Here is a 21,937-nt window from a genome sequence, read left to right as displayed (position 1 = left end):
CTAGCGTAACCTTGATACCGTTCGGCATTTTTTCAACTGAAGTCACTTTAGTATTTAGGAAAACTTTCCCCTTCAGGCTTTGCTGAATATTTTTTAAATAAACGTGAATTCCACCTTTTAGCTTCCGCCAGTGGGAAGGCGTAAAAAAAGAAAGTAAATTCATATTAAAAGATAAAGCAAAATAGGTTAATGAATAATCAAGCGATACTTTCTTACACCCTGAAAAAGTACTCATTAACGCCAATAATGCTTTTTCTCTAAATTCATTGGAATATCCTCGACTATCTAAAAAATCTTTCATACTCATTTCTTTAGATTGCTTATCGTTTATGACTTCAATCATGTCTAAGTGAAAACGATTCATTTCATCATACAATTTACTTTTGAGCTTTCCGCCACAATGATTATTACTCCAGTAATCGGTATTAGGTTCGAGAGGATTAAATGCTCTAAACGAAAGTGGTGCGATATAGCTTTCAAGATTAAAGTATTTCAATAACGCTGAAAAATTTGGCGATAAACGCTCATGGTAATATTCAACACCCATATCAACTGATATCTTTTCACCATCAATCGTTAATTCATGCGTATAAGCATGCCCACCCAGATAAGAACCTGCTTCATAAAGTGTGACATCATATTTTTTATTTAAAATCCAGGCAGCAGCACTGCCGGCAGCACCGCCACCAATAATCGCAATTTTTTTCACGCTTCAAATCCTTTGATTATATTTTTCGCAATTAAATTTTTGTCTGTGAGTCTATTTATTAGTTTATTTGATTGTTTAGTCTATGAAGTACAGCCCCGGGACCTATCTCTTTAAATTCTATTGATTGCCATTTTTTCTTAAGATAGGAAACTACAGGCTGCCATCGCACCGGCAATATCAACTGATAAGCTAATTCCTCGATTAAATGACTCGTTGTTAATACCTCACCATTAATTGAGGAGATAACTTGCAATTGAAAGTCATTAAATGTTTTTTTAGATAAATAATCTAAGAATGCAACTGAAGCAGGTCTCATATAACGCGAATGAAAAGCCCCACTAACCGGTAATAAAACAGCTTTATAGGATAAATTTTCTAAAAGCGGCTGCAGTTCAATCAGTCGCGCTTGACTTCCGCTTAAAACGATTTGATTGTCAGAATTATAGTTCGCAATATCAATATCATAAAATTCTAGTTTTATTAATTCATCTTCAAACTTGATAAGATCATCGCCCATCACAGCCATCATAGAACCGTTATTGGCTTCCGACATCAATTTCGCTCTTTTAAGCACGATTTCTAAACCTTCTTCAAGTGAAAATACACCTGCGGCCATCAGTGCAGCATACAAACCTAGACTATGTCCCAATAAACAATCCGGTTTATCATCTTCAGAAAGAAAAGTGAGTGCCGAAACAAAATAAAGCGCTGGCTGAGTATAGTAAGTCTGGTTAAGTTGATTATTGCTATCATTCAAGCATAGATCAACGATATCATATCCTAATAGCTTAGAAGCACTATCACACTGTTCTGGAAAACGTCCAAATACTGATTTTCCCATTCCTTTTGCTTGTGAACCTTGGCCTGGAAACATGTAAATACGCATCAATACATCCTAATTAAGCTCATAGATTTGTGCTTCCATCATAGACGTTGTATCGCTAAGCTTATTCATAAAATTATTGATTGACGTCTGCACAGAAGTCACTCCTAGCAATTGAATGAGAATCCGTCCATAAACATCACTGAGCTCAATATCAAAGATAAAACTGAGATCACTCATCTGTTTTTTAGGTTTACAGAGACAATAAATAGGTTCATTTTCAGGAAAGCGAAAAATAATGATCTTTTCAATATAATAAGGCACCATGATCGTATTATTTTTGTCGTGCGATGGTTTCCTAGATAAAATCGCGCTTTGCAACCCCGCATCAATAATAACGGGTGATAATTTGTAGTTCCAATCTTGATTGACTTCAATTAAAGAATAAATATTATCTTGACTCACATAGGCCCATTTAATCGCTTGAAAGTAATTTCCATAGTCATAACCCATTTCATGGAAGTATTGATATATCTCTCGATTCGTCATAAATCTGCTTTGATTGTCATAGTGACTATTAACTCTATAATCATTCAGTATTTCTTTGCTTAACAGGCCTTCACAATAAATTTTCGTAGCGACTCGTTTATCTTTCAATTGAAAACTAGAATCAGTTATCGATAATTCAAATTTATTTATATCTAAAATGATATTTTTCCATGTGACGGATTGTAAAACATTCGCACTGCTAGTTTCAAGCAATTTTGTAATTGAAAAAGCAGCGGGGGCCATAGGTTGGCCTAAAATAGTATGCTGGCTAACAATACTTTCGTGACGATTAAAACCCGATTCTTTAGCGTCAACCCAATGCCGATGTGTGTCAAAAGCATAGTTTGGAATAGTTGCAATCATTCTATTGGTAAAAAGTTTATCAAAAGGAATAGAATTTCCAGCAACATAAGCATTCATTAATCGCTTTGCTAAAGATAGATCGCTTCGCTGACGATGTAAAAATTCATTCAACACCTCATTACAATCTATAGTCTCAAAGCGTGTACGATCATTATAGAGTTGCTGTAGACTGACATTTAAATTTGAAATTAAGCTGGCTTTGTCCTTCGCTATGAAACCTGTACGATACTTCAGTTGGCTGCGCACATTACAATAACCGTAACTGATTTGAGCTATACTCGCCTGAGTCGTTAAAACAAATTGCCGTAAATCATTAATTTGTGTTTGCAATGACTTCATGCTATGCGCTGAGAGTGGGAATAAATAATAAGATTCTTCTTCTTGTATCGTATTTATAGCATCGCACGCTTCGATGATGACATGTGCATTAGCCCCGCCTGCACCGAATGAACTCACACACGCTCGCATCGGTAAGGTTTCTGGCCAGGTTGTTAGCGATTTGTTGACATAAACAGGACTATCACTTAATTGAAGATGAGGATTTTCGTTAGCACACGCAATACTCGGCACAAGCATTTTATTTTTAAATTGAAGTAATACTTTAACAACCGCTGCCAACCCTGCCGCTGATTCTAAATGACCTAAATTACCTTTCAGCGATCCTATCGGAATAGATTGTTTTTTAAGCTTAGAAAACGCTTTTGTCAAACCACGAATTTCAATGGAATCACCTAATACTGTCCCCGTACCATGCGCTTCGATATAGCCAATATCACTTTCCTCAAGCTTAGCGCGTCGTAACGCTTTTTGAATCATTGTCGCTTGCGCATCTGGATTGGGAGCCGTATAACCATTTGCTTTGCCACCCGCGTTTACAGCGGAACCCCGTATGACGCCATAAATTTTATCTTGGTGAGCTATCGCATCTTGATACCGCTTGATAACGATAGAAACAATACCTTCTCCATCCACCATGCCATCACTACTTGCTGCAAAAGGTTCACACTGTCCACGAGGTGATAACATATGTAGCTGACATAAATCTTCATATTGCCGCGGATGCACAATTAAATTAACTCCTCCCACGACAGCTATTTCACAGTCACTATTTTTTAAACCTAATATTGCGGTATGCAATGCAGTAAGCGATGAAGAACAGGCGCTATCGACTGCAAAACTGGGACCATTCCAGTTAAATACATAAGAGGCTCGATTGGCAATAGACCAAAACAATGAACTAGGGTTCCCTTGTGTTTTATCGAGCAATGAAAACCACGAATACCCGTGATTCATGACACCAACATAACAACCGACTTCTTTTCCAGATAAAGATTCTAGTGATAAACCGGCATCTTGAATGGCATGATAAACGGTTTGTAAAAATAACCGCTCTTGGGGATCCATACGCTCTGCTTCAATGGGCGTAATATTAAAAAATGCATGATCAAACGCATTGATATCCTCAAGAAATGCACCCACTTGGGTATAGCATTTATCACTTAACGATTCATGCCAGCGTTCTTTCGGTACGTCTGTAAAAGTGCATTTTCCTTCTTTCAGTAAAGACCACAAAGTGTCACAATCTCTCGCCATAGGAAATTGCCCAGAAATTCCTATTATGGCTACATCGTCCTTTAAAAACGCATGCTTTCCCTCATCAATCATTTTGTTTGTAGCCGTGACTTGTACCTTATCCAAAGCTTCAGAGGTTTTAGCTTCATTGCTCGTTGACTCAATTTTAATCTGGGATAAATAATCCGCTAATAGGTTAATAGTTGGGTATTCGAATAATAACGTCGCTGGGACATAACCAAATTTTTTACTCATCGGTGTAATCAGCTCAATGGCAATCAACGAATCAATACCATATTGATTAAACGGCAAATCATCTTCAATTTCATTGGTTGGTAGCAACATAACCGTAGAGATTAATTCTTTTAACCAGGTTTTAATTGGATGCTGATCGATAGTTTGATGTTTGTTGGTAAGCGGTTTATTTACGTTGCTTAAGAGTGAATAAGCGATATCATGATCTGTTTTTATATTTTTTTTATCGACATAACCTACAATAATATGCTGTCCGTTATCGCCGTGTGTTGCAAGCTCATCAAAGCAACAAGAAGTTAAAACTTCTTGCCATGTCTTTATAGTCAGTAATGGACTATTGGGGATTCGAAAGGGATCATGACTTAACCACCAACCTTCTGTGAGACCAAAAGTTAGCGTCGCAAAATCTTGACATTCCGTAATTTCATTTAAAATAAGAATACCTTTACTACGTAAGGCATGATAAAGATTAGTGATGGTCTTATGGATATCACGAGTCGCATGAATAACGTTTGTCGCAATGATAATATCAAAATAGTTACTTTCTTTATAAGGTTCTTCAACATTATAAATTTCATAATTAATAAAATTATAATTAGAAAAGCGACGCATCGCCTTATTTAAGAAGGCTGCTGATAGATCGGTGTAATAATAACTGACCTTATAGTCAGCAATGGTGGGTATGACGATTTGACTCGTACTGCCTGTGCCTGCACCTACTTCTAATATTCTGATCGTTTTATCGCTTAACTTTATTTTTTCACGAATATAATTAAGCACTGTCTCCGCAACTTGAACATTATAATAATCCGCAACCGGATTATTACGATAAATAGGCTCTACGAGCTCAAAGCTCCCGCCAGGAAATAGAATGGATAAAGCATCTTGCTCCCCTGTGAGTATTCGCGGTAAATGAGCTAAACACTTTTCAAGCAGTGCAATATGCGGTTTCAGTTCAGGATAGGAAGCTAAGACGGATGTTATAGGAGGCGAATAGGCTGAATCCATTATTGAAATAGCCGCTTGCAATGGTTTATAGCGCGGAATAACCTGTTCGGGTAACACCAATTGTTGCAATCGGTATTTAGTATAATTATCCAGCGCTTTTATTGAGTTTTTATTACGTATGACATCCGCATTAGTCGGATTATATTTATTTACTACTGAGGAGATAAATTGCGACGTATTATCATGGTTTGATTTTGTATCCAACAGAAAATGGCTTTGAAGATGTTCATCACTCAATTCAATCCCTAAACGCTGTAAGGCGGCACGCGAACCCTTCACAACCGAGATTTGACGAACATCACTTTGCAAAAAGCTTTCGATAATACGCATTCCTTCTTGAACTTCAATGGAAGCAATTTCAAGTTCTTTCATACGGTTACGATAAAAATCATCCGCAACAATACCTACACTTCCCCAAAACCCCCAATTAATTATTTTACTATTTACTAAAAATGCATCATTTAATAAATGCGCCATGGCATCTTTGCAAACACAAGCCGCTGTGTAATTGGCCTGACCTGAATTCGCGATAAAAGATTGGATCGACGAAAAAAATAAAACAAAATCAAGTTGTCGAAAACGAATGGCATTCATCAAATTAAAAGTACCTTGCACTTTAGGCGCAATAACCTTAATTAATTGCGATTCTGTCATTGTCAAAATAGAAGCATCATCGAGTACTAAAGCAGAATGGATAATGCCATTAATAGTAGAATGTCGAGAAAAAAGTTTATCTACGCAAGGTGACGAGCAAATGTCTACTGTTTCAAAAATAACTGAATGATCTTTGTAACGTACCTTTTGCTCTGGACTAGGTTCAGACCGACCCACTAAAATGAGATGGGCATGGTAACGTTGTATAAGATAATCTGCTAACGCAGAACCAATGCCCCCATTTCCACCGATAATCAGGTAGGTCCCTTTTTCTTTAAAATCTTTTTGCGCTAAATTGGGTTGGAATGTAAATGCCTCTAAACCACTGATATAGTATTTATTATTAACGATATGAATAGGTCCAGTTACACTTTTTTCAAACGTTTGATAAAGAATTCTATTAAGGTTTTCTTGATTAAAATGATCTAAATTAAATACTCTAATGGTCCAGTGTAGCAACTCTTTTTGCATGGTTTGAGCAAAGCCAATATAGATACCATCAAAAGGATGTACCACATGACTCCTATAGGGATTATAAAGTGCGCTAGTTGCGACAATATCAAAATGCAATGCGACTCGTTTATTAGCCAATTTTTGTATCAAGGCAAGAAACAAACGATAAGCGGTTTCATCGATCCCTTGGTGCCAACTGGTTTGGCAAGCAAAGAAAACATGAACTGCTTCCGTTTTGTCGATATGCTGTGAAATATCTAAAATCGATGATTCATTCGCTAATAAAAAAATAACCGCATTAGGTAATATTGTGGAAAGCCGATCTTTTAGATGAAACTGATCTCGAGGAATAATAAAAATTAATTCTTTATTGACAGATTTCTTATCTGAAGAAAAAGAATAAGCGGTCCATTTAGGCGTGAAAATGATCTTATCTGAACACTCAAAGTTCAGTATTAAATTATCAGTTACATTGTCCATTTTGATTTAATTTTTTGTCCATTATTTGTATTATTAAATCACAGTCTTGTAGAACCTGTCATCCTTTTATTAAAGTATTTAAGCAGTTGATGTGAACTAATTGTCCCTGTATTATTAAAATTAATTATATACTCTTCGCACTTGAATTTTTGTCTGCGTTGCCGATCAACTCGCAATCCTCATGTATCTTGCAATACACTCCGGTTGCTCATTTTCACAGCGCCTTGCCAAAAATCCAATTGCTCTGAGTGCATCCTGTTTAGCATGAGTAATAATTAAAAATGGAACATTTAATTAATAATATTTTAGGTGAACGATTCACTCCTTGTGATTTAATAACACCTCCACCTTTTTCAGCCACATTTTTTTTTACCAATGATGAAAATCTCTATAACCAATCTAAAAAAGCAACACCGACTTTAACTCGTTTTTATGTCAATGATACGGATGTCTTCTCTAGGGAAAGCCTGCATATTGCTTTAAAAAATTTTCTTTCTTCGCTTGGAAAAAATATAATCTTTGCTTACAAAGAGCAAACCTTGAATCAAAACACATGGCTATCTGCCGCAAAATTTAATTATCAATTACTCGAAATCTTACAATCATTTGCTTGTCGGCTATTATTAGTTTCATCTTCCGATAATATGGCCGCTAGTTTATTTCATGGCAGCGCATTATCTCTAACACAAGAAGTCCCGACGTTTCAGTATTGTCACTTAGAGATTGATAATAGTTTCTGGCAAAACTTCCCTACTTATTTTGAGACGTGTTTCTCGCACGGCTATAAGCAATTTAAATTACAACAAAATCAATTAGTTTACACACAATGGTCTAGTATCGCATTAGAACCCATTCATCCTCCCTTTCTTCAAGGAAATGTGATTATAACCGGTGGAAATGGTGCTTTAGGACAAATCTTAGCGACGTATTTAAAAAATGAATTTAGCTGTCGAGTTTTTTTAACCGGACGACGTGAATTAGATCCTGTCTTTTCTAAACAGCTAAAAATAACCGGCGCTAAAGCTTACTTTAAAGTAGATTGCAGCGACTTTGTTGCAATGAAAGAAATAGCGACTTACCTAGAAAAAAACTACGGAAAAATTACCGGAATCTTCCATCTTGCCGGAACGCTCAACGATAGTTTGTTTAGATCAAAAAAAATAGAAACTTATGTAAAAACATTAACACCAAAAGTCGGTGGTACTTTAGTCATAGAACAATTAGCCAAAGACTTTAAATTGGATTGGGTGATATTATTCTCTTCTCTTTCCGGCATCATTGGCAATATAGGTCAAACCGATTATGCCGCAGCTAACGCTTTTTTAAACGCCATCACCCGCCATAACAACAAAACTAATACGCTAAGCAAATGGTACTCCATCAATTGGGGACTCTGGCAATCAGAGTCAGGCATGCAAATGGAAAACACATCCTTGCTGGAAGCCATGTTACCTCAAAAAGCGTTAGCATCGATGTGCCAGCTATTAGCACAGCACGTTGAAATAGCCGCTATATACCAAGGAGCCTATAGTCTTGTTGACCAAACAAGTAAAAAAACAGCTTTAACATTAAAAACACAAGCGGATTCTAAATCGCTATCCTTGAAATCAATTGAAGCATGGGTTCACGAAATCATCGTAAAATGTACTAAGCTACGTGATTTAAAAAATCATGACTATCTCTTAGAAAAAGGGGTAGACTCAATCATTGCGATTAATATCGCTGTTCGCATTTCTCAATCACTTTCTCATCGCGAGAATCAAATCAGCATTACTAAAACCTTAGTATTTCAATATGGAACGATAAGCGCTATCGCACAATTTTTAATTGAAAATTATTATTCTGCTTTAAACGACGTTTTAATACCCACCAAGATGACGGATTCTTTCATAAGTAAGAAAAAAAATAGCTTGCAACCTTCGCTATCAGAAACATTAATAACCGACGATACGGATCGCGAAGAAGATATTGCTATTATTGGTATGGCCGGAGAATTTCCTAAAGCAGACAATATTATTGAGTTGTGGCAGCTCCTTAAGGAAGGTCAATCCGCTATTCAAGAAATTCCTTTTTCTCGATGGAATTGGCGGAATTACTTTACTAACGATCCACAAAAATCTGGCGCTAATTATGCAAGACATGGAGGATTCATCACACACGCTGAGATGTTTGATGCTCAGTTTTTTAAAATTTTACCGATCGAAGCAGAAAAAATGGATCCGCAAGCACGCCGTTTATTACATCAAAGCTATTTGGCACTCGCTGATTGTGATTTTTTTTCGAATTTTACCTCTAACGTCGGTGTCTTTATTGCGGCTATGTATGGCCATTATCAAATTTTAGAGTCTCAACAAAAGTTAATTAATAGCTCTTTTGCAGGAATAGCCAATCATCTTTCTCATTACTTTGATTTTAAAGGGCCCAGCCTATCCGTTGATACCATGTGTTCTGGTTCTTTAAGCGCACTACACCTAGCCATTAATAGTTTACGTTTAAAAGAATGCAAAGCCGCTTTAGTAGGTGGCGTCAATATCATGTGCCATCCGGGTAAATTTCGATTCTTGAGTGAGGGGAAATTTTTAAGCCCTACCGGTCGCTGCTATAGTTTTGGTATCGGCGCAGATGGCTATGTCCCTGGTGAAGGTGCCATCGCATTAGTCATCAAACCATTCAAACAAGCCCTCGTTGATGAAGATAAGATTTATGGGGTTATAAAAGGGAGTGCATTAAATGCAGTGGGTCGCGGGAGTGCTTTCACCGTTCCTTCTGCTCAATCCCAAGCCATCGTCATTTCTAACGCATTGGAACAAGCCAAACTTTCTGCGAATAAAATCAGCTACGTTGAAGCACATGGCACAGGAACTTCGTTAGGCGATCCGATTGAAATTGAAGGCTTGAATACCGCCTATGGAACAGAAACGCAAACACGATGTGGTATAGGCTCACTGAAAAGTAACATTGGTCATTTAGAATCAGCGGCAGGTTTAGCCTCTATTGTAAAAGTTCTTCTACAAATGCACTACCGCACATTAGTCCCTTCTCTTTTTTGTAGCATTGAAAATCCACAGTTACCTTTAAAAAATAGTCGTTTAAAGCTACAAAAAGAATTGTGTGAATGGAAAACTGAACAGAATTGTCTTTATGCAGGAATTAGTGCCTTTGGTGCAGGAGGATCGAATGCTCACGTCATTTTAAAAAGTCCGCCCCCGTCACATCAACGTAAAGTATTAGCAAAACCCAACAAACTATTTAATCAACAAGCTTATTGGGCAATCGGAATTTTTGATAAAACCGATCCTGTGACTATTAGGGAAAACATAAACATTAACCCACTATTGCTAACGCCAAATCGTAGCGAATGCCATACTCCCTTAGCGCTTGAACAGGATTCGCCAAAAATATATTTATGTCTTGCGGGTCAAACAGCAACTATCGAAGCGATACTTAATAACACTCATCATCACTGCATCCTATTGGATGAAAATAACGATTGGGAAAAAACATTACGGTCTCGTATAGCCAGCATAGATTCGCTCAATGTCTTTATTGTTAACCTATGCGCCTACGAAACCCAACCCGATATAAAACAATTTTTTAAATTACATTTTGAGTTCGCTCAATTTGTTTATTCTTTAAATCAAACCTTATACTACCAACATTGCACGCCCTATCGTAGCAATGCCGAACTTGCACACCTTAAATCACTCTCAGCTTTGTTCAGAGTCATCTCTTTAGAGAAGTCTAATTTCCATATGCTGTTGATAGAATCCGATAACTTATTAGCTGACTTAATAGAAAACACTCAAGGTTGCTTCAAAAAAAATGATATTCCTTATCAACACACTATTTTTTCAGAAAAAAGCTGGTATGAGCATCAGTACACTGAAATTCATGGGGTAGATACACATCCGTCAATAAGCTTACTTAAAAAAGGCGGTATTTATTTGCTCGCAGGAGGTCTAGGCGCTATCGGTCTATTAATTAGCGAAATGCTTTTAAAAAATTATCACGCAACCGTTATTATTATTGGCCGATCCAACCTAAGCACTCACAAACAGAAACTGTTTGCTCAATTAAGCAAGTCGCAAGGAAAGCTTGAATACTATGTCACTGACATTACCCAGCTTGCAAAAGTCGAACAATGCATTACCCATATCCTACAATCACATGGGCGCTTAGATGGGGTCATACAAAGCACTTCTGTATTGAACGATGGTCTTTTCAACAAAAAAAGTTTTGCTGATTTTAACGCCGTCATAGGCAGCAAAATTGATGGAACTATTCATCTTGATGAAGCAACAAAAAATTTAGCACTCGATTTTTTTATCTGTTTTTCTTCTGTATCAAGCGTATTTGGTAATGTCGGTCAAGCGGATTACTGTGTCGGTAATACCTTTTTAGATTTATTTTCAAATAATAGAGTCCAGCAGGTTAAGACCGGTTTACGATCAGGGACTAGCATTTCAATTAATTGGCCTATCTGGCAAGTTGAAGGCTTAGCCATTGATCAAGCGACGGTTGATTATATTACTGAAACCACAGGATTACGCCCATTGAAAAAAGAAGAAGGCGTTCATTTATTTGATAGCTTGTTAAATAAACAGATCCCCTCACAAATAATTCCCTTGCTAGGAAACCATCAAAAGATAAAAGATAATTTAATTTATAAATCAGTGACTTCTTCAGCGTCTGATAATCACACATTAGATAAAGAAAATGTACTTGAAAAATTAAAACAGATCATAACAAAAATAACAAAAATGCCTGCTGAAAATTTAGATTTAAAGATGCAAATAAGTGATTTAGGCTTTAATTCCCTATTGTTAACTGAAATGGCAAGCGAAATACGCCATTACTTTGACATTGTTATGGCACCCAGTGCATTCTTCACTTACAACAGCTTAGAAAAAATCACTGGCTATATTGTCAAAAAATCAGACTCTGCTATTAAACAGACTGCTCTTAACCGTGAATCCATACTAAGTACCCCTTCTATTTATGGTGAGTCAGAGGATGATTTTGCCATTATTGGTTTAGATGGTTTATTACCAGGAGGACCTGATATAGCCAGCTTTTGGCAAAGTCTACTGAACAATCAATCTGCGGTTAGAAAAGTAGAACGTTGGAAAAATGGAAACTATTATGCAGCAACGCTAGCCGATATACGGGGTTTTGATGCTAAATTTTTTGGTATTTCTAAGCGCGAAGCCACGTTAATGGATCCTCAGCATCGATTATTTCTACAAACGGCTTATAATACTTTATTAAATGCCGCTTATACTCCCTCACAACTACACCATGTCGGTGTATTTGTGGGTGTTCAATTTAATGATTATCAAGGCCTATTGCAGCAACAACAACGAAGTAATCATGCTTATGCAGCGACCGGTAACGCTCATGCGATGCTTGCAAATCGTATTTCGTATCTATTTAATTTTGATGGGCCCAGTCAAACGATTGATACCGCCTGTTCTAGCACCTTAGTTGCTATTAATCGTGGCTTGATCGCTTTAAAAAATGGTGAATGTGAAGCGGTTTTAGCAGGTGCTGTCAGCTTGCTCATTGACTCTGTCGTGACCGATGCTGCAAGCAGTATGGGGATATTATCTCCTAACTATCGATGTGCTACGTTTGACAAAAATGCCGATGGTTATGTCCGAGGTGAAGGGGTTGGATGCTTTTTGATTAAACGGCTAAAAGATGCCAAAAAAGCAAATGACCCTATCCACGCGATAATAAAAAGTTTTGCTGAAAATCACGGTGGTAAAGCAAACTCGCTGACCGCACCTAAACCTTTAGCACAAAAACAATTACTACTTAAAGCGTATAGTCCCTCATTAGCGAGACAAGTGAGTTATATTGAAACACATGGTACAGGTACCAAACTGGGCGATCCTGTTGAAATTGATGCATTAACTCAAGCTTTTGCTATTCTTAATCCTGATGCTGAAAAAGGATCCATTCAGCTGGGTGCCGTTAAAACCAATGTAGGGCATTTAGAACCCGCAGCGGGTATTCCCGCATTAATGAAAGTTATTTATGCATTAAAAAACAAAAATTTACCTGCAAATATCCACTTTAACCAGCAAAACCCTTACATTCAATTAGAAAATACGCCCTTTGAACTACTAACAGAAAATAAATCATGGCAGAGTAAACATCCCCTCGTAGCAGGAATTAGTTCTTTTGGTTTTGGCGGTTCCAATGCGCATTTAGTCATGATGCGCTATGAAGCAACGCCGACATCTGATCAATTGACAGAAACTAAACGCTATTTATTTACTTTATCGGCAGTTTCTGAAAATTCATTAGCTAAAATGCGGCAACAACTTGCCATTTTTTTAAAAAAAGAAGGGGGCAACTACTCACTGCTCTCCCTTTCATTTACGCTAAATACAGCACGAGAACATTTTAGACATCGCATGGCGGTAGTCAGCGATAATCTTAATGACTTCATTGAGGCACTAACGAATAGTCATTATAGCGGTATTGTGAATACCACGCTCAAACCCAATGATTTCTCTTCTCAAATGAATGCAGACGATGCAATGCAAGCTTATTTGCAAGGTAAACAATTAGACTGGTCTAAATTATACGGAAATACTTCTATAAAAAAACACCATCTACCGGGATATTGTTTTGACCTTAAACCTTATTGGTTTGATGATGAGATACCTGTTGCATTAAATGACATCGCTGAATTGACGGAGAACATTTAATGACGGCATTAGCAAAAGAACCCACTACTTTAGACACTTGGACAGAAAAAGATTTAAACAAAACCTGCATTGTTGGCATGGCATGTAAACTACCTGGCTCTGAATCTCTAGATACTTATTGGAAAAATTTAACTACAGGCAATGAATGCGCCAATCAAGTAAGAAAATGGCAGGATGGGTATGAGGCTAAAGCTGGATTTTTAACTGACATTAAATGTTTTGATCCTGCTTTTTTTAATATATCCCCTTACGAAGCCCTATGTATGGATCCCCAACAACGATGGTTAATGCAAGTATCTTGGCAAGCCATTGAATCGAGCGGGCTATCCATTGAAACATTAAAATCAATCAATACCGGTATTTTCACTTCTAGTCTTCCTAGTGATTATAAGAATTTATTACTATTAAACAAAAAAGCCTCTTCCAATACCTATAGTTTTTTAGGTAACGCGCCTTCCGCTTTATCAGGACGTCTTTCCTATTTTTATGATTTTAATGGCCCTTCAATTACCATAGATACCGCCTGTTCTTCTGGTTTGTCGGCATTAAATATTGCGCGTTTATCTATCGAAAGTGGTGAATGCAAGGCCGCATTAGTGGGTGGAGCGACACTCTTTTCTACGTCTGAATTTCATCAACTTGCATCCCAGGCAGATATGATTTCAGCGAATCAGCATTGTGCTGTATTTGATGAGAGCGCGGATGGATTTGTTCCTTCTGAAGGCGCTGTCATGCTTGTCATCATGAAACTCGAACAAGCCATTGAATTAAAACTCCATGTCTATGGTCTTATTGAGTCATTGTGCTGGAATCATGATGGTTTAAGTAATGGTTTGATGGCGCCCAATTCACGCTCACAACAATCTGTCATACAACGGGCGTTACAAAGCGAGCTTAGCTTCAATGATTTAGCCATGATTGAAACACATGGAACAGGGACTAAACTAGGTGATTTAATTGAGCTTAGAGGATTAGCTGGCGCTTTAGGCGATACAGTCATCAAAGGATCCTGTTATCTAGGCTCTTCAAAAACTATTATCGGCCATACATTAGTATGCGCAGGTCTAGCTAGCCTCATTAAAGTTTTGCTCAGCTATCAACACGCACTTATTCCACCTAACCCCTTATTCAAGAAAGCAAGTGAGCATGCCTCGATTGCTCCTTTTACGATTAATCAAACCACTGTCAAATGGCCAGACGATAAATACTATGCGGGGATCAGTGCATTTGGCTTTACCGGCTCAAACGCTCACTTAATTCTAAAGTTTCCCCATAAAAAAACCGTCAACCCATCTCATCTTTTCGAACATTTTTTTATTTTCAGTGCTGAAAATAATGAAAAACTTGAAATTATTATTAATCATCTACGCGATTTCTTAATCACAACCACTGAGATTTCGCTTGCTGATATGAGTGCTCGCTTGATTAGAAAACCGAAATATTTTTCACATCGAATAGCGGTCTATGCAAAAGACCATCATAGCTTAACTTTAAATTTGCAAAATATCTCTCTGCAATCATCAATCGTTCAATTTTATGCAGAGGGACAAGATAATAGTGCTCACGCTATTATCCAAGCATGGTTAAAGGGTGATAATACGCAACTCTCAACGTTATCTTTACACTTAAGCCCTCATGTATTACCTAGCTATCCTTTTTTAAAAGAGGAATATTGGATAACTCACTCGCTCACCCTCCCCGATGAAAAAAATGAACCGCTCGAAGCAATCTTAGAAGTCATTAAATCTATACTTTCTTCTTTACTACATTATGAAAAGCTTGCTATTGATGAAAATAAGTCACTGCTTGAATTAGGCATCGATTCATTAACGGCGATTCAACTTATTGACGCATTACGTGAGAAAAATATTGATGTCAAAATAGAATCCGTCTGGAATGCTCCTTCGCTAGCAAAATTTGCTGATAGTCTGAAAAAAAATAAGGCGATAATATCCTATAGCCCCTTTAGTGAAAAAAACTTAAACTCACTAGGCTTATCTTTAAAAGAATCACCACCCTCAGCGCTATGTTGGGTAGTCAGTCAGAAGCCTGGTATACCTATTATATTATTGCCACCATTAAATACGAATTACCTCGCTTGGTTAAGACAAATTCCCTTATTACATGCTCAAGCTTATCAGTTACATATTCCCCACTATCCCGGTCACTACCCTTCTGTATTCGATCCTAATCAGCCCTTTTCCTTGCAAAATATCGTTAATCAAATTATTCATTATCTCGATAAAAATAAGCTTCGTGCACATTTTATTGGTTGGTCTCTAGGCGGCATACTCAGTTTACTGCTTGCATTAACGAAACCAGATTTGGTGCAGAGTATGACTTTAGTCAGTAGTGCAACCTATTTCGATAGTGAATTATTTGGTAAAACCATAGCGATACAAAATGAACTTCAATCCCTACAAAATTTCCTTTCGATTGTCTATCAAACACAAGACGATATTGATAAACACATTGGTGCAAAATCTGAAATGAGTGTTTTAAGTTATTACTACCAGTCGTTGATGGAACTAAATATTTCAGCTTTTGATTTGCAAAAGATCAATATACCCACACTGATTGTCTATGGTGAAAAAGATCCCCTATTAAGTACAGAGCAAAATAAATTTCTCGCTTATATTAAAGGATCAAAAGTTAAGCCCTACGTTGATAGCGGCCATTTTATTCCTCTTACTGAAACCCATCAATTTAATCCTGATTTATTAGCATTCCTCTTAAAGGTCGAAAAACCCTATGCCTAAACTGAATCATGAAATTCTACATGCCAGTGAGTCGGAAAAATTAATCTTTGATAGCATGAAAAAAGAGGGGAATTTAGTATCCAATACCTTGTCATATCAGTTTCATATCACCGCTGCGATGAAAATAGACGAACTACAAACCGCCATTTATTTATTATTAACCGAAATTTGCCCAGGATTTACATATCGTTTTTTTGAAAAAGATTTGATTTTATTAAAGCAGCGGCAAGATCCCTCGTTAAATCCTGTGAGCTTAATTTTAGAACCTATTAAACCTGTAAAAAAACTTTTTACTATCCATAGTATTCCATTGTATTGCTTCGAGTGGAAAAAAAATTCTAAAAGTGGTTCGCTTATTGTTCATTTAAGCCATTTAATTTTTGACGGGGCTTGTTATTCTGATTTTTGTAAAGCCTTATCCTGTGTATTTGCTAATAAGCTTAATCAAATAAACTTTAACTCCGATTTTCAGATACAGGAAAATCAAAAAAATGCTATTAATTACTGGCAGAAGCAACTGAACTATAAATCGGTCTATCAAGCACTCCCCTTTTTACCAAAAATAACTAATAAAGCGTTTATAGCGACACGTTGGAATATTAGCCCCGCTTGTTTTTCACGCTTAAAAAAGTTCACAGAGCAACATAAATTTACACTCTTTCAAGTGATCACAGCGGCAGTCGCCATACTTATTCATGTTTATTCGACTAATGAAGAAACTACAGAGAACAATTTAGTGCTTTCTTACTGCGCTAGTCAGAGACTGCCACATCAAGCCATTGCCTGTTATCTTACCCTATTACCGTTATTTATTACCTGTAATAAAAAAAGCAGCGTATTAACCGTGCTAGAGGAAATTAAAACACAGAGAAAACAACATCGTTTAGCGGGAAGCATTTCCTTTTCTAAATTAATCTCAATGCTTGATGAAAAACTCAATCACCATCCCAATTTATTTAATGTACTTATCAATCATTCTCCGGGTCTATTGCCATTAGAAAGCCCTCGTATTAAAGGAAAACCTTCTTCAGTCACCCCTATCAATAGTCAAAGCAGCCTTAAATGCTTCTCACTAGTTTATAATTTTAATGAAAAAAAAATGGTCATTCAACTTGAATCAAACCGTGGTGAGTTTGCCATTGAATTATTCAATCAATTAGCTAAAAATTTTGAAAAAACGATCGATTTCATCACACAAAACACTCATAATTACATTAGTTCACTTAAATTTTCTACTCAAGCAACCCCTATCTCAGTGGGTCGTATCACTGCTCTGCCAAAAATAACACTCGCGGAACAATTGTTTACAATAACTGAACAATATGCATCAAAAATAGCGATTCAATCTGAAACACATCAAATGAGTTACTATGAGATTGCCTGCGCTGTGCAATGTATTGATCAAGAATTAAAAAAATTTGATGGCACAATACGAGATAAAGGCATAGGCATTTACCTGGCGCGCGAATATTATTTACCTGTCGCCATGCTATCTTGTATTTTTTCTTCTACCTTATTTATCCCTCTTGCCATCGAATTACCTGACTTTGTTATTAATGAAATAATTCATGATACCGATTTAAAACTTATTATTGTTGATGACCAAACATTACATCGAATCAAGAATGACACGGGTCAATACCAATTAATCCATATCAATGCGATCTTAAAATTAAAAACACAACAAAAACTTAGCAATGAGTCTTTTAATTCTACTTCTAAACAAGATATTGCCTATACACTTTTTACTTCTGGCTCTAGTGGTAAACCGAAAGGGGTAAGGGTCACGTATCAAAATCTTTTCAATTTTTTTAGATCCATGGCGTTTAAACCCGGTTTAACGGCAGTTGATTCACTCTTAGCGATGACACCTGTTAGTTTTGACATTTCTATTGCAGAATTGTTATTACCTCTTTTTTGTGGGGCTTCGCTTTATATCGTTAGCGAAAAATTAAGAAAAAATGCGGCGGAGTTAGCAAAAATAATAGAGACGCAATTTATCACGGTTATTCAAGCTACTCCATCAAGCTATCTACTCTTAAAAAACCATCAATGGTTTAGTAAAAAACGCTTAATACTCTGGATTGGCGGCGAACCATTGCCCTTTTCTCTTACAGAGTATTTTTTAAATCAAGGGCATACCCTTTTTAATATGTACGGTCCTACAGAAACGACTATTTGGGCTTCCGTCAATAGAGTAAAAAAAAATGAGCCTATTTGTATTGGTGCCGTTGTAGACAATAGCGAAATTTATGTTATCGATGAAGAAGGAAAAACACCTGCCTTAGGTATGCCTGGTCAATTACTCATAACCGGCGAGTGTGTAGCAAAAGGCTATAGCAACCGTGAGAGTAACGCGTTTACTATCTCAAAAGCAGGGATAAAAGCTTATTTAACGGGAGATAAAGTTGTTGCATTTGGTCAAGATAAAATTCAATACCTCAATCGAATGGATGAACAAGTTAAAATAAGAGGGCATCGGGTAGAACTCAATGAAATTAATGAAAAAGTTAGAACTATCTTACCAGGTATTGATGTTGTTACAGTCATGCGAGCACAACCCGAGACACACCTATGTTGTTTTTATACTAACAGCGAATATCGTTTAATTGATAATAACCACGTCTTATCTCAACTAAAACTCCAGTTACCTGATTATAAGTGCCCACACGCTTTAATCTACCTCCCTGCCTTTCCTATGACCCGCAGTGGTAAAATTGAAAAAAATGCTTTAGCCAATATGCCCTTATCGCAACTGGAACCACAAGTTCATTCTTCTAGAAAACAATTCACACCCGCACAGAGTGATAGTCAGGTGAACCGCTTGTGCAAGCTTATTAAAGATCATTTCGATATACTTATCGATGATACGAGCCTATCACTCACTGCTTATGGTTTCAATTCATTGAGTTTTACGCGTTTATCGATGTTGATAAAACAAATATTTTCTGTAGATTTTCCTGCACATCAGTTTTATAGAACAAACCATATCGCTGATATTGCTAAACGATTGCAAAATCAAGATAACATTGAACGATCAAGCTGCCATTTACCACATAAAAAGCGTTTGTCGAAAAAAATAGCGATTATTGGTTATGACTGTTTAATGCCTGGTGGACTGGATGCAAAATCATTTTGGCATTCACTCATCAACCACGAAAATCGAGTCTCCTCACACCATAGAAATTGGCTTAATAGTACTGATAAAGCAGGCTATATCGATAATATTGAACGCTTTGACAGACGTTTTTTTAAACTCTCTCCGCTTGAATCCGCTAGAATGGATCCAAGGCAACGTTTGTTATTACAATGTACCTGGAAGACACTTGAACAGGCGGGTTATTCCGCCGAAGCGTTGCGATCCTCTCCCATCTCCTGCTTTGTCGCTGCTACTGGCATGGATTATTTACTCGCACAAATTAAAGACTCACTGCAAGCAAACCCTTATTCGTTATCGGGTAATTCCACTGCCATACTTGCTAACCGTTTATCTTATTATTTTAATTGGCATGGGTTATCCATGACGCTGGATACCGCCTGCAGCGGCTCGCTGACTGCACTCATTCGAGCCTGTGATCAACTTTGTTTAACCCGCGATAAGATGGCATTTGTTGCTGCGGTTAATTTGATAGCGGATAATCATTTGAGTGAAGCACTGCAAGCCGGTAATTTTTTATCCGAACATAGCCGTTGTGCGAGCTTTTCGGAAGAAGCCGATGGCTATGTTCGAGGGGAAGGTGTTATTGGGTTCTTATTAAAACCTCTAGCGGATGCTGAAAAAGATAGAGATACCATTCACGCAGTCATTGAATCGGTTGCAGAAAACCATGGCGGAGAAGCACAATCGCTTAGTGCGCCAAATATAGAGGCACAATTAGCCTTATTATTAGAAGCCTACGATTCTAGCTTAGCTAATAAATTAAGTTATATTGAAACGCATGGCACAGGCACAAAACTGGGGGATCCTATCGAAATTGATGCATTAAAAGCATTTGCAAACAGTGCTCTCACTCATAATCCTAATCGGATAAAACTCGGAGCAGTAAAAACAAATATCGGTCACCTGGAAGCGGCCGCTGGATTTGCATCACTGCTAAAAATAATATTAGCTATGAGTCATCGACAACTCCCAGCTAACTTACATTTTAAAAAACTAAACCCGCTTATCGATCTTAGTGCTTCCTCTCTAGAAATTTTAAGCGAAAACCAAGCTTGGGTTGGTGATGAATTGGTAGCGGGAATAAGTTCGATGGGCTTTGGAGGATCGAATGCTCACGTGGTCGTATCCAATTTATCGATCCCTTCACAAAGTGAAACACCAAAAGATGAACAGGCATCACTCATTATTCTTTCAGCAAAAAATGAGAAGTCATTAAAAGCACGGGTTCTAAGCTTAATAGAAGACTTACACTCCTTATCGCCGTCAATTAGCTTAAAAGATATCGCCTATACCTTAGCCATAGGACGTGACCATTTTGTGAATTATCGCTTAGCATTTATCGCTTCGAATCGCGAAGAATTACAAAAACAGTTGTCGACAATAGAAAAAAAAGATAAGAAATTGACTGATTTTACTAAATTTCCCGAATTAGCCGCTTATTATCAGGCCTATCTCAATAAAGAAATTGTTAATTGGAAAACTTTATTCACAGATAACACATTCCAACGTATCAGCTTAACGCCTTATACATTTGATGAGCAAAATTACTGGTACACAAATTTATTAAGCAATAAAACTACCGTCAAACCTTTACTGACAAATATTAGTTTACATAAATTAAGTCCTCATGAGTACCGATTAACTATAGCCAATAACCACCCGTTTTTAGAGGATCATCGTGTTTTCAAACAAAAGATATTACCGGGGGTTGCTCATATTGAATTCGCCATGATGGTACTTCAACGCGCTGGCATTAAATCGCCATTAACTGCTGTAGAAAATTTTTATTGGATAAGGCCTATCACTATCAAAGCGGATGAGGTCAATTTATCTTTATCTATCACATTAAAACCCATACAAGAGGGGTACCAAATTGAGTTCAAGGACTTACAGGAAACAAGCTTTTCATTCGGTAAATTCATTGAAAAAAGTTCTTTAGTTTTGCCAAAATCATGGTTAGAGGAGGTAAAACACACATTAAAATCTAACCCTTTAACCCGATACTCTGCGTTACAAGTCTATAATGCTTTTTCTGAATTAGGCATTGATTATGGTCCCTACTTTCAATGCATTGACTACGTCGATGTGTATAAAAATACTTCTCGAGCAAAACTCTCTTTAAACACACAAGGAAGCATTGTCAGCTTATTAGACTGTGCACTACAAACAGGCATGGTTATTTCACTTAAATCTAGCGAAGCGGGATTAATGCCGTTTACATTAGGATCAATGGTTCTTAATGAGAGATTAAATATAGAATCTTTAAATAGTGTTCAAGTCTATACGAAAAAACTATCTTCCTTTCGAACCCATATACTCGTTTGCGACCCTAATGATATTCCACTGTTATCATTCATTGATTTAGGTGTAAAAGCAGCCAAATTTAAAATTGAAATTCCGGTACCTATAACTGAAAAATAAAACTCAAACCCT

General features: G+C 37.0%; 6 protein-coding genes. 3 read left to right on the top strand and 3 right to left on the bottom strand.

The features are described 5' to 3' along the window. The 3 genes from A1D18_RS02180 to A1D18_RS02170 form a co-directional block, all read right to left on the bottom strand. Window positions 1-709, bottom strand: a 709-nt coding sequence (locus A1D18_RS02180; RefSeq protein ID WP_143750416.1) for an NAD(P)-binding protein, incomplete at its 3' end; no start/stop codon positions are given. Window positions 710-767: 58 nt separating this feature from the next. After that, a complete protein-coding gene (locus A1D18_RS02175) occupies window positions 768-1,595 on the bottom strand; it encodes an ACP S-malonyltransferase (protein WP_071662188.1) in 828 nt (275 codons plus the stop codon). Window positions 1,596-1,604: 9 nt separating this feature from the next. Next, window positions 1,605-6,866 carry an SDR family NAD(P)-dependent oxidoreductase gene (locus tag A1D18_RS02170; RefSeq protein WP_071662187.1) on the bottom strand — a complete coding sequence of 1,754 codons (5,262 nt, stop codon included), beginning with the start codon at window positions 6,864-6,866 and terminating at the stop codon, window positions 1,605-1,607. 281 nt (window positions 6,867-7,147) lie between these two features. Here A1D18_RS02170 and A1D18_RS02165 point away from each other — a divergent pair, with 281 nt between their 5' ends. From A1D18_RS02165 to A1D18_RS02155, 3 genes are read left to right on the top strand one after another with little or no spacing between them, the layout of a single operon-like run. Continuing rightward, window positions 7,148-13,585: an SDR family NAD(P)-dependent oxidoreductase gene (locus A1D18_RS02165; RefSeq protein ID WP_071662186.1), complete on the top strand. Its 6,438-nt coding sequence runs from the start codon at window positions 7,148-7,150 to the stop codon at window positions 13,583-13,585. Next, complete coding sequence (locus A1D18_RS02160; protein WP_071662185.1) at window positions 13,585-16,344, top strand: alpha/beta fold hydrolase; 2,760 nt, start codon at window positions 13,585-13,587, stop codon at window positions 16,342-16,344. Before A1D18_RS02165 ends, A1D18_RS02160 begins: the two co-directional genes overlap by 1 nt. Continuing rightward, on the top strand, window positions 16,337-21,925 hold the full coding sequence (locus A1D18_RS02155; protein WP_071662184.1) for a beta-ketoacyl synthase N-terminal-like domain-containing protein: 5,589 nt from the start codon (window positions 16,337-16,339) through the stop codon (window positions 21,923-21,925). The genes A1D18_RS02160 and A1D18_RS02155 overlap by 8 nt, the downstream gene beginning before the upstream one ends. Window positions 21,926-21,937 lie beyond the last annotated feature (12 nt).

It is taken from the genome of Candidatus Rickettsiella isopodorum (genome assembly GCF_001881495.1).
Classification (GTDB): Bacteria; Pseudomonadota; Gammaproteobacteria; order Diplorickettsiales; family Diplorickettsiaceae; genus Aquirickettsiella; species Aquirickettsiella isopodorum.
Note: the sequence above shows the minus strand (reverse complement) of the source record. Positions and strands in the feature narration are given on the sequence as shown.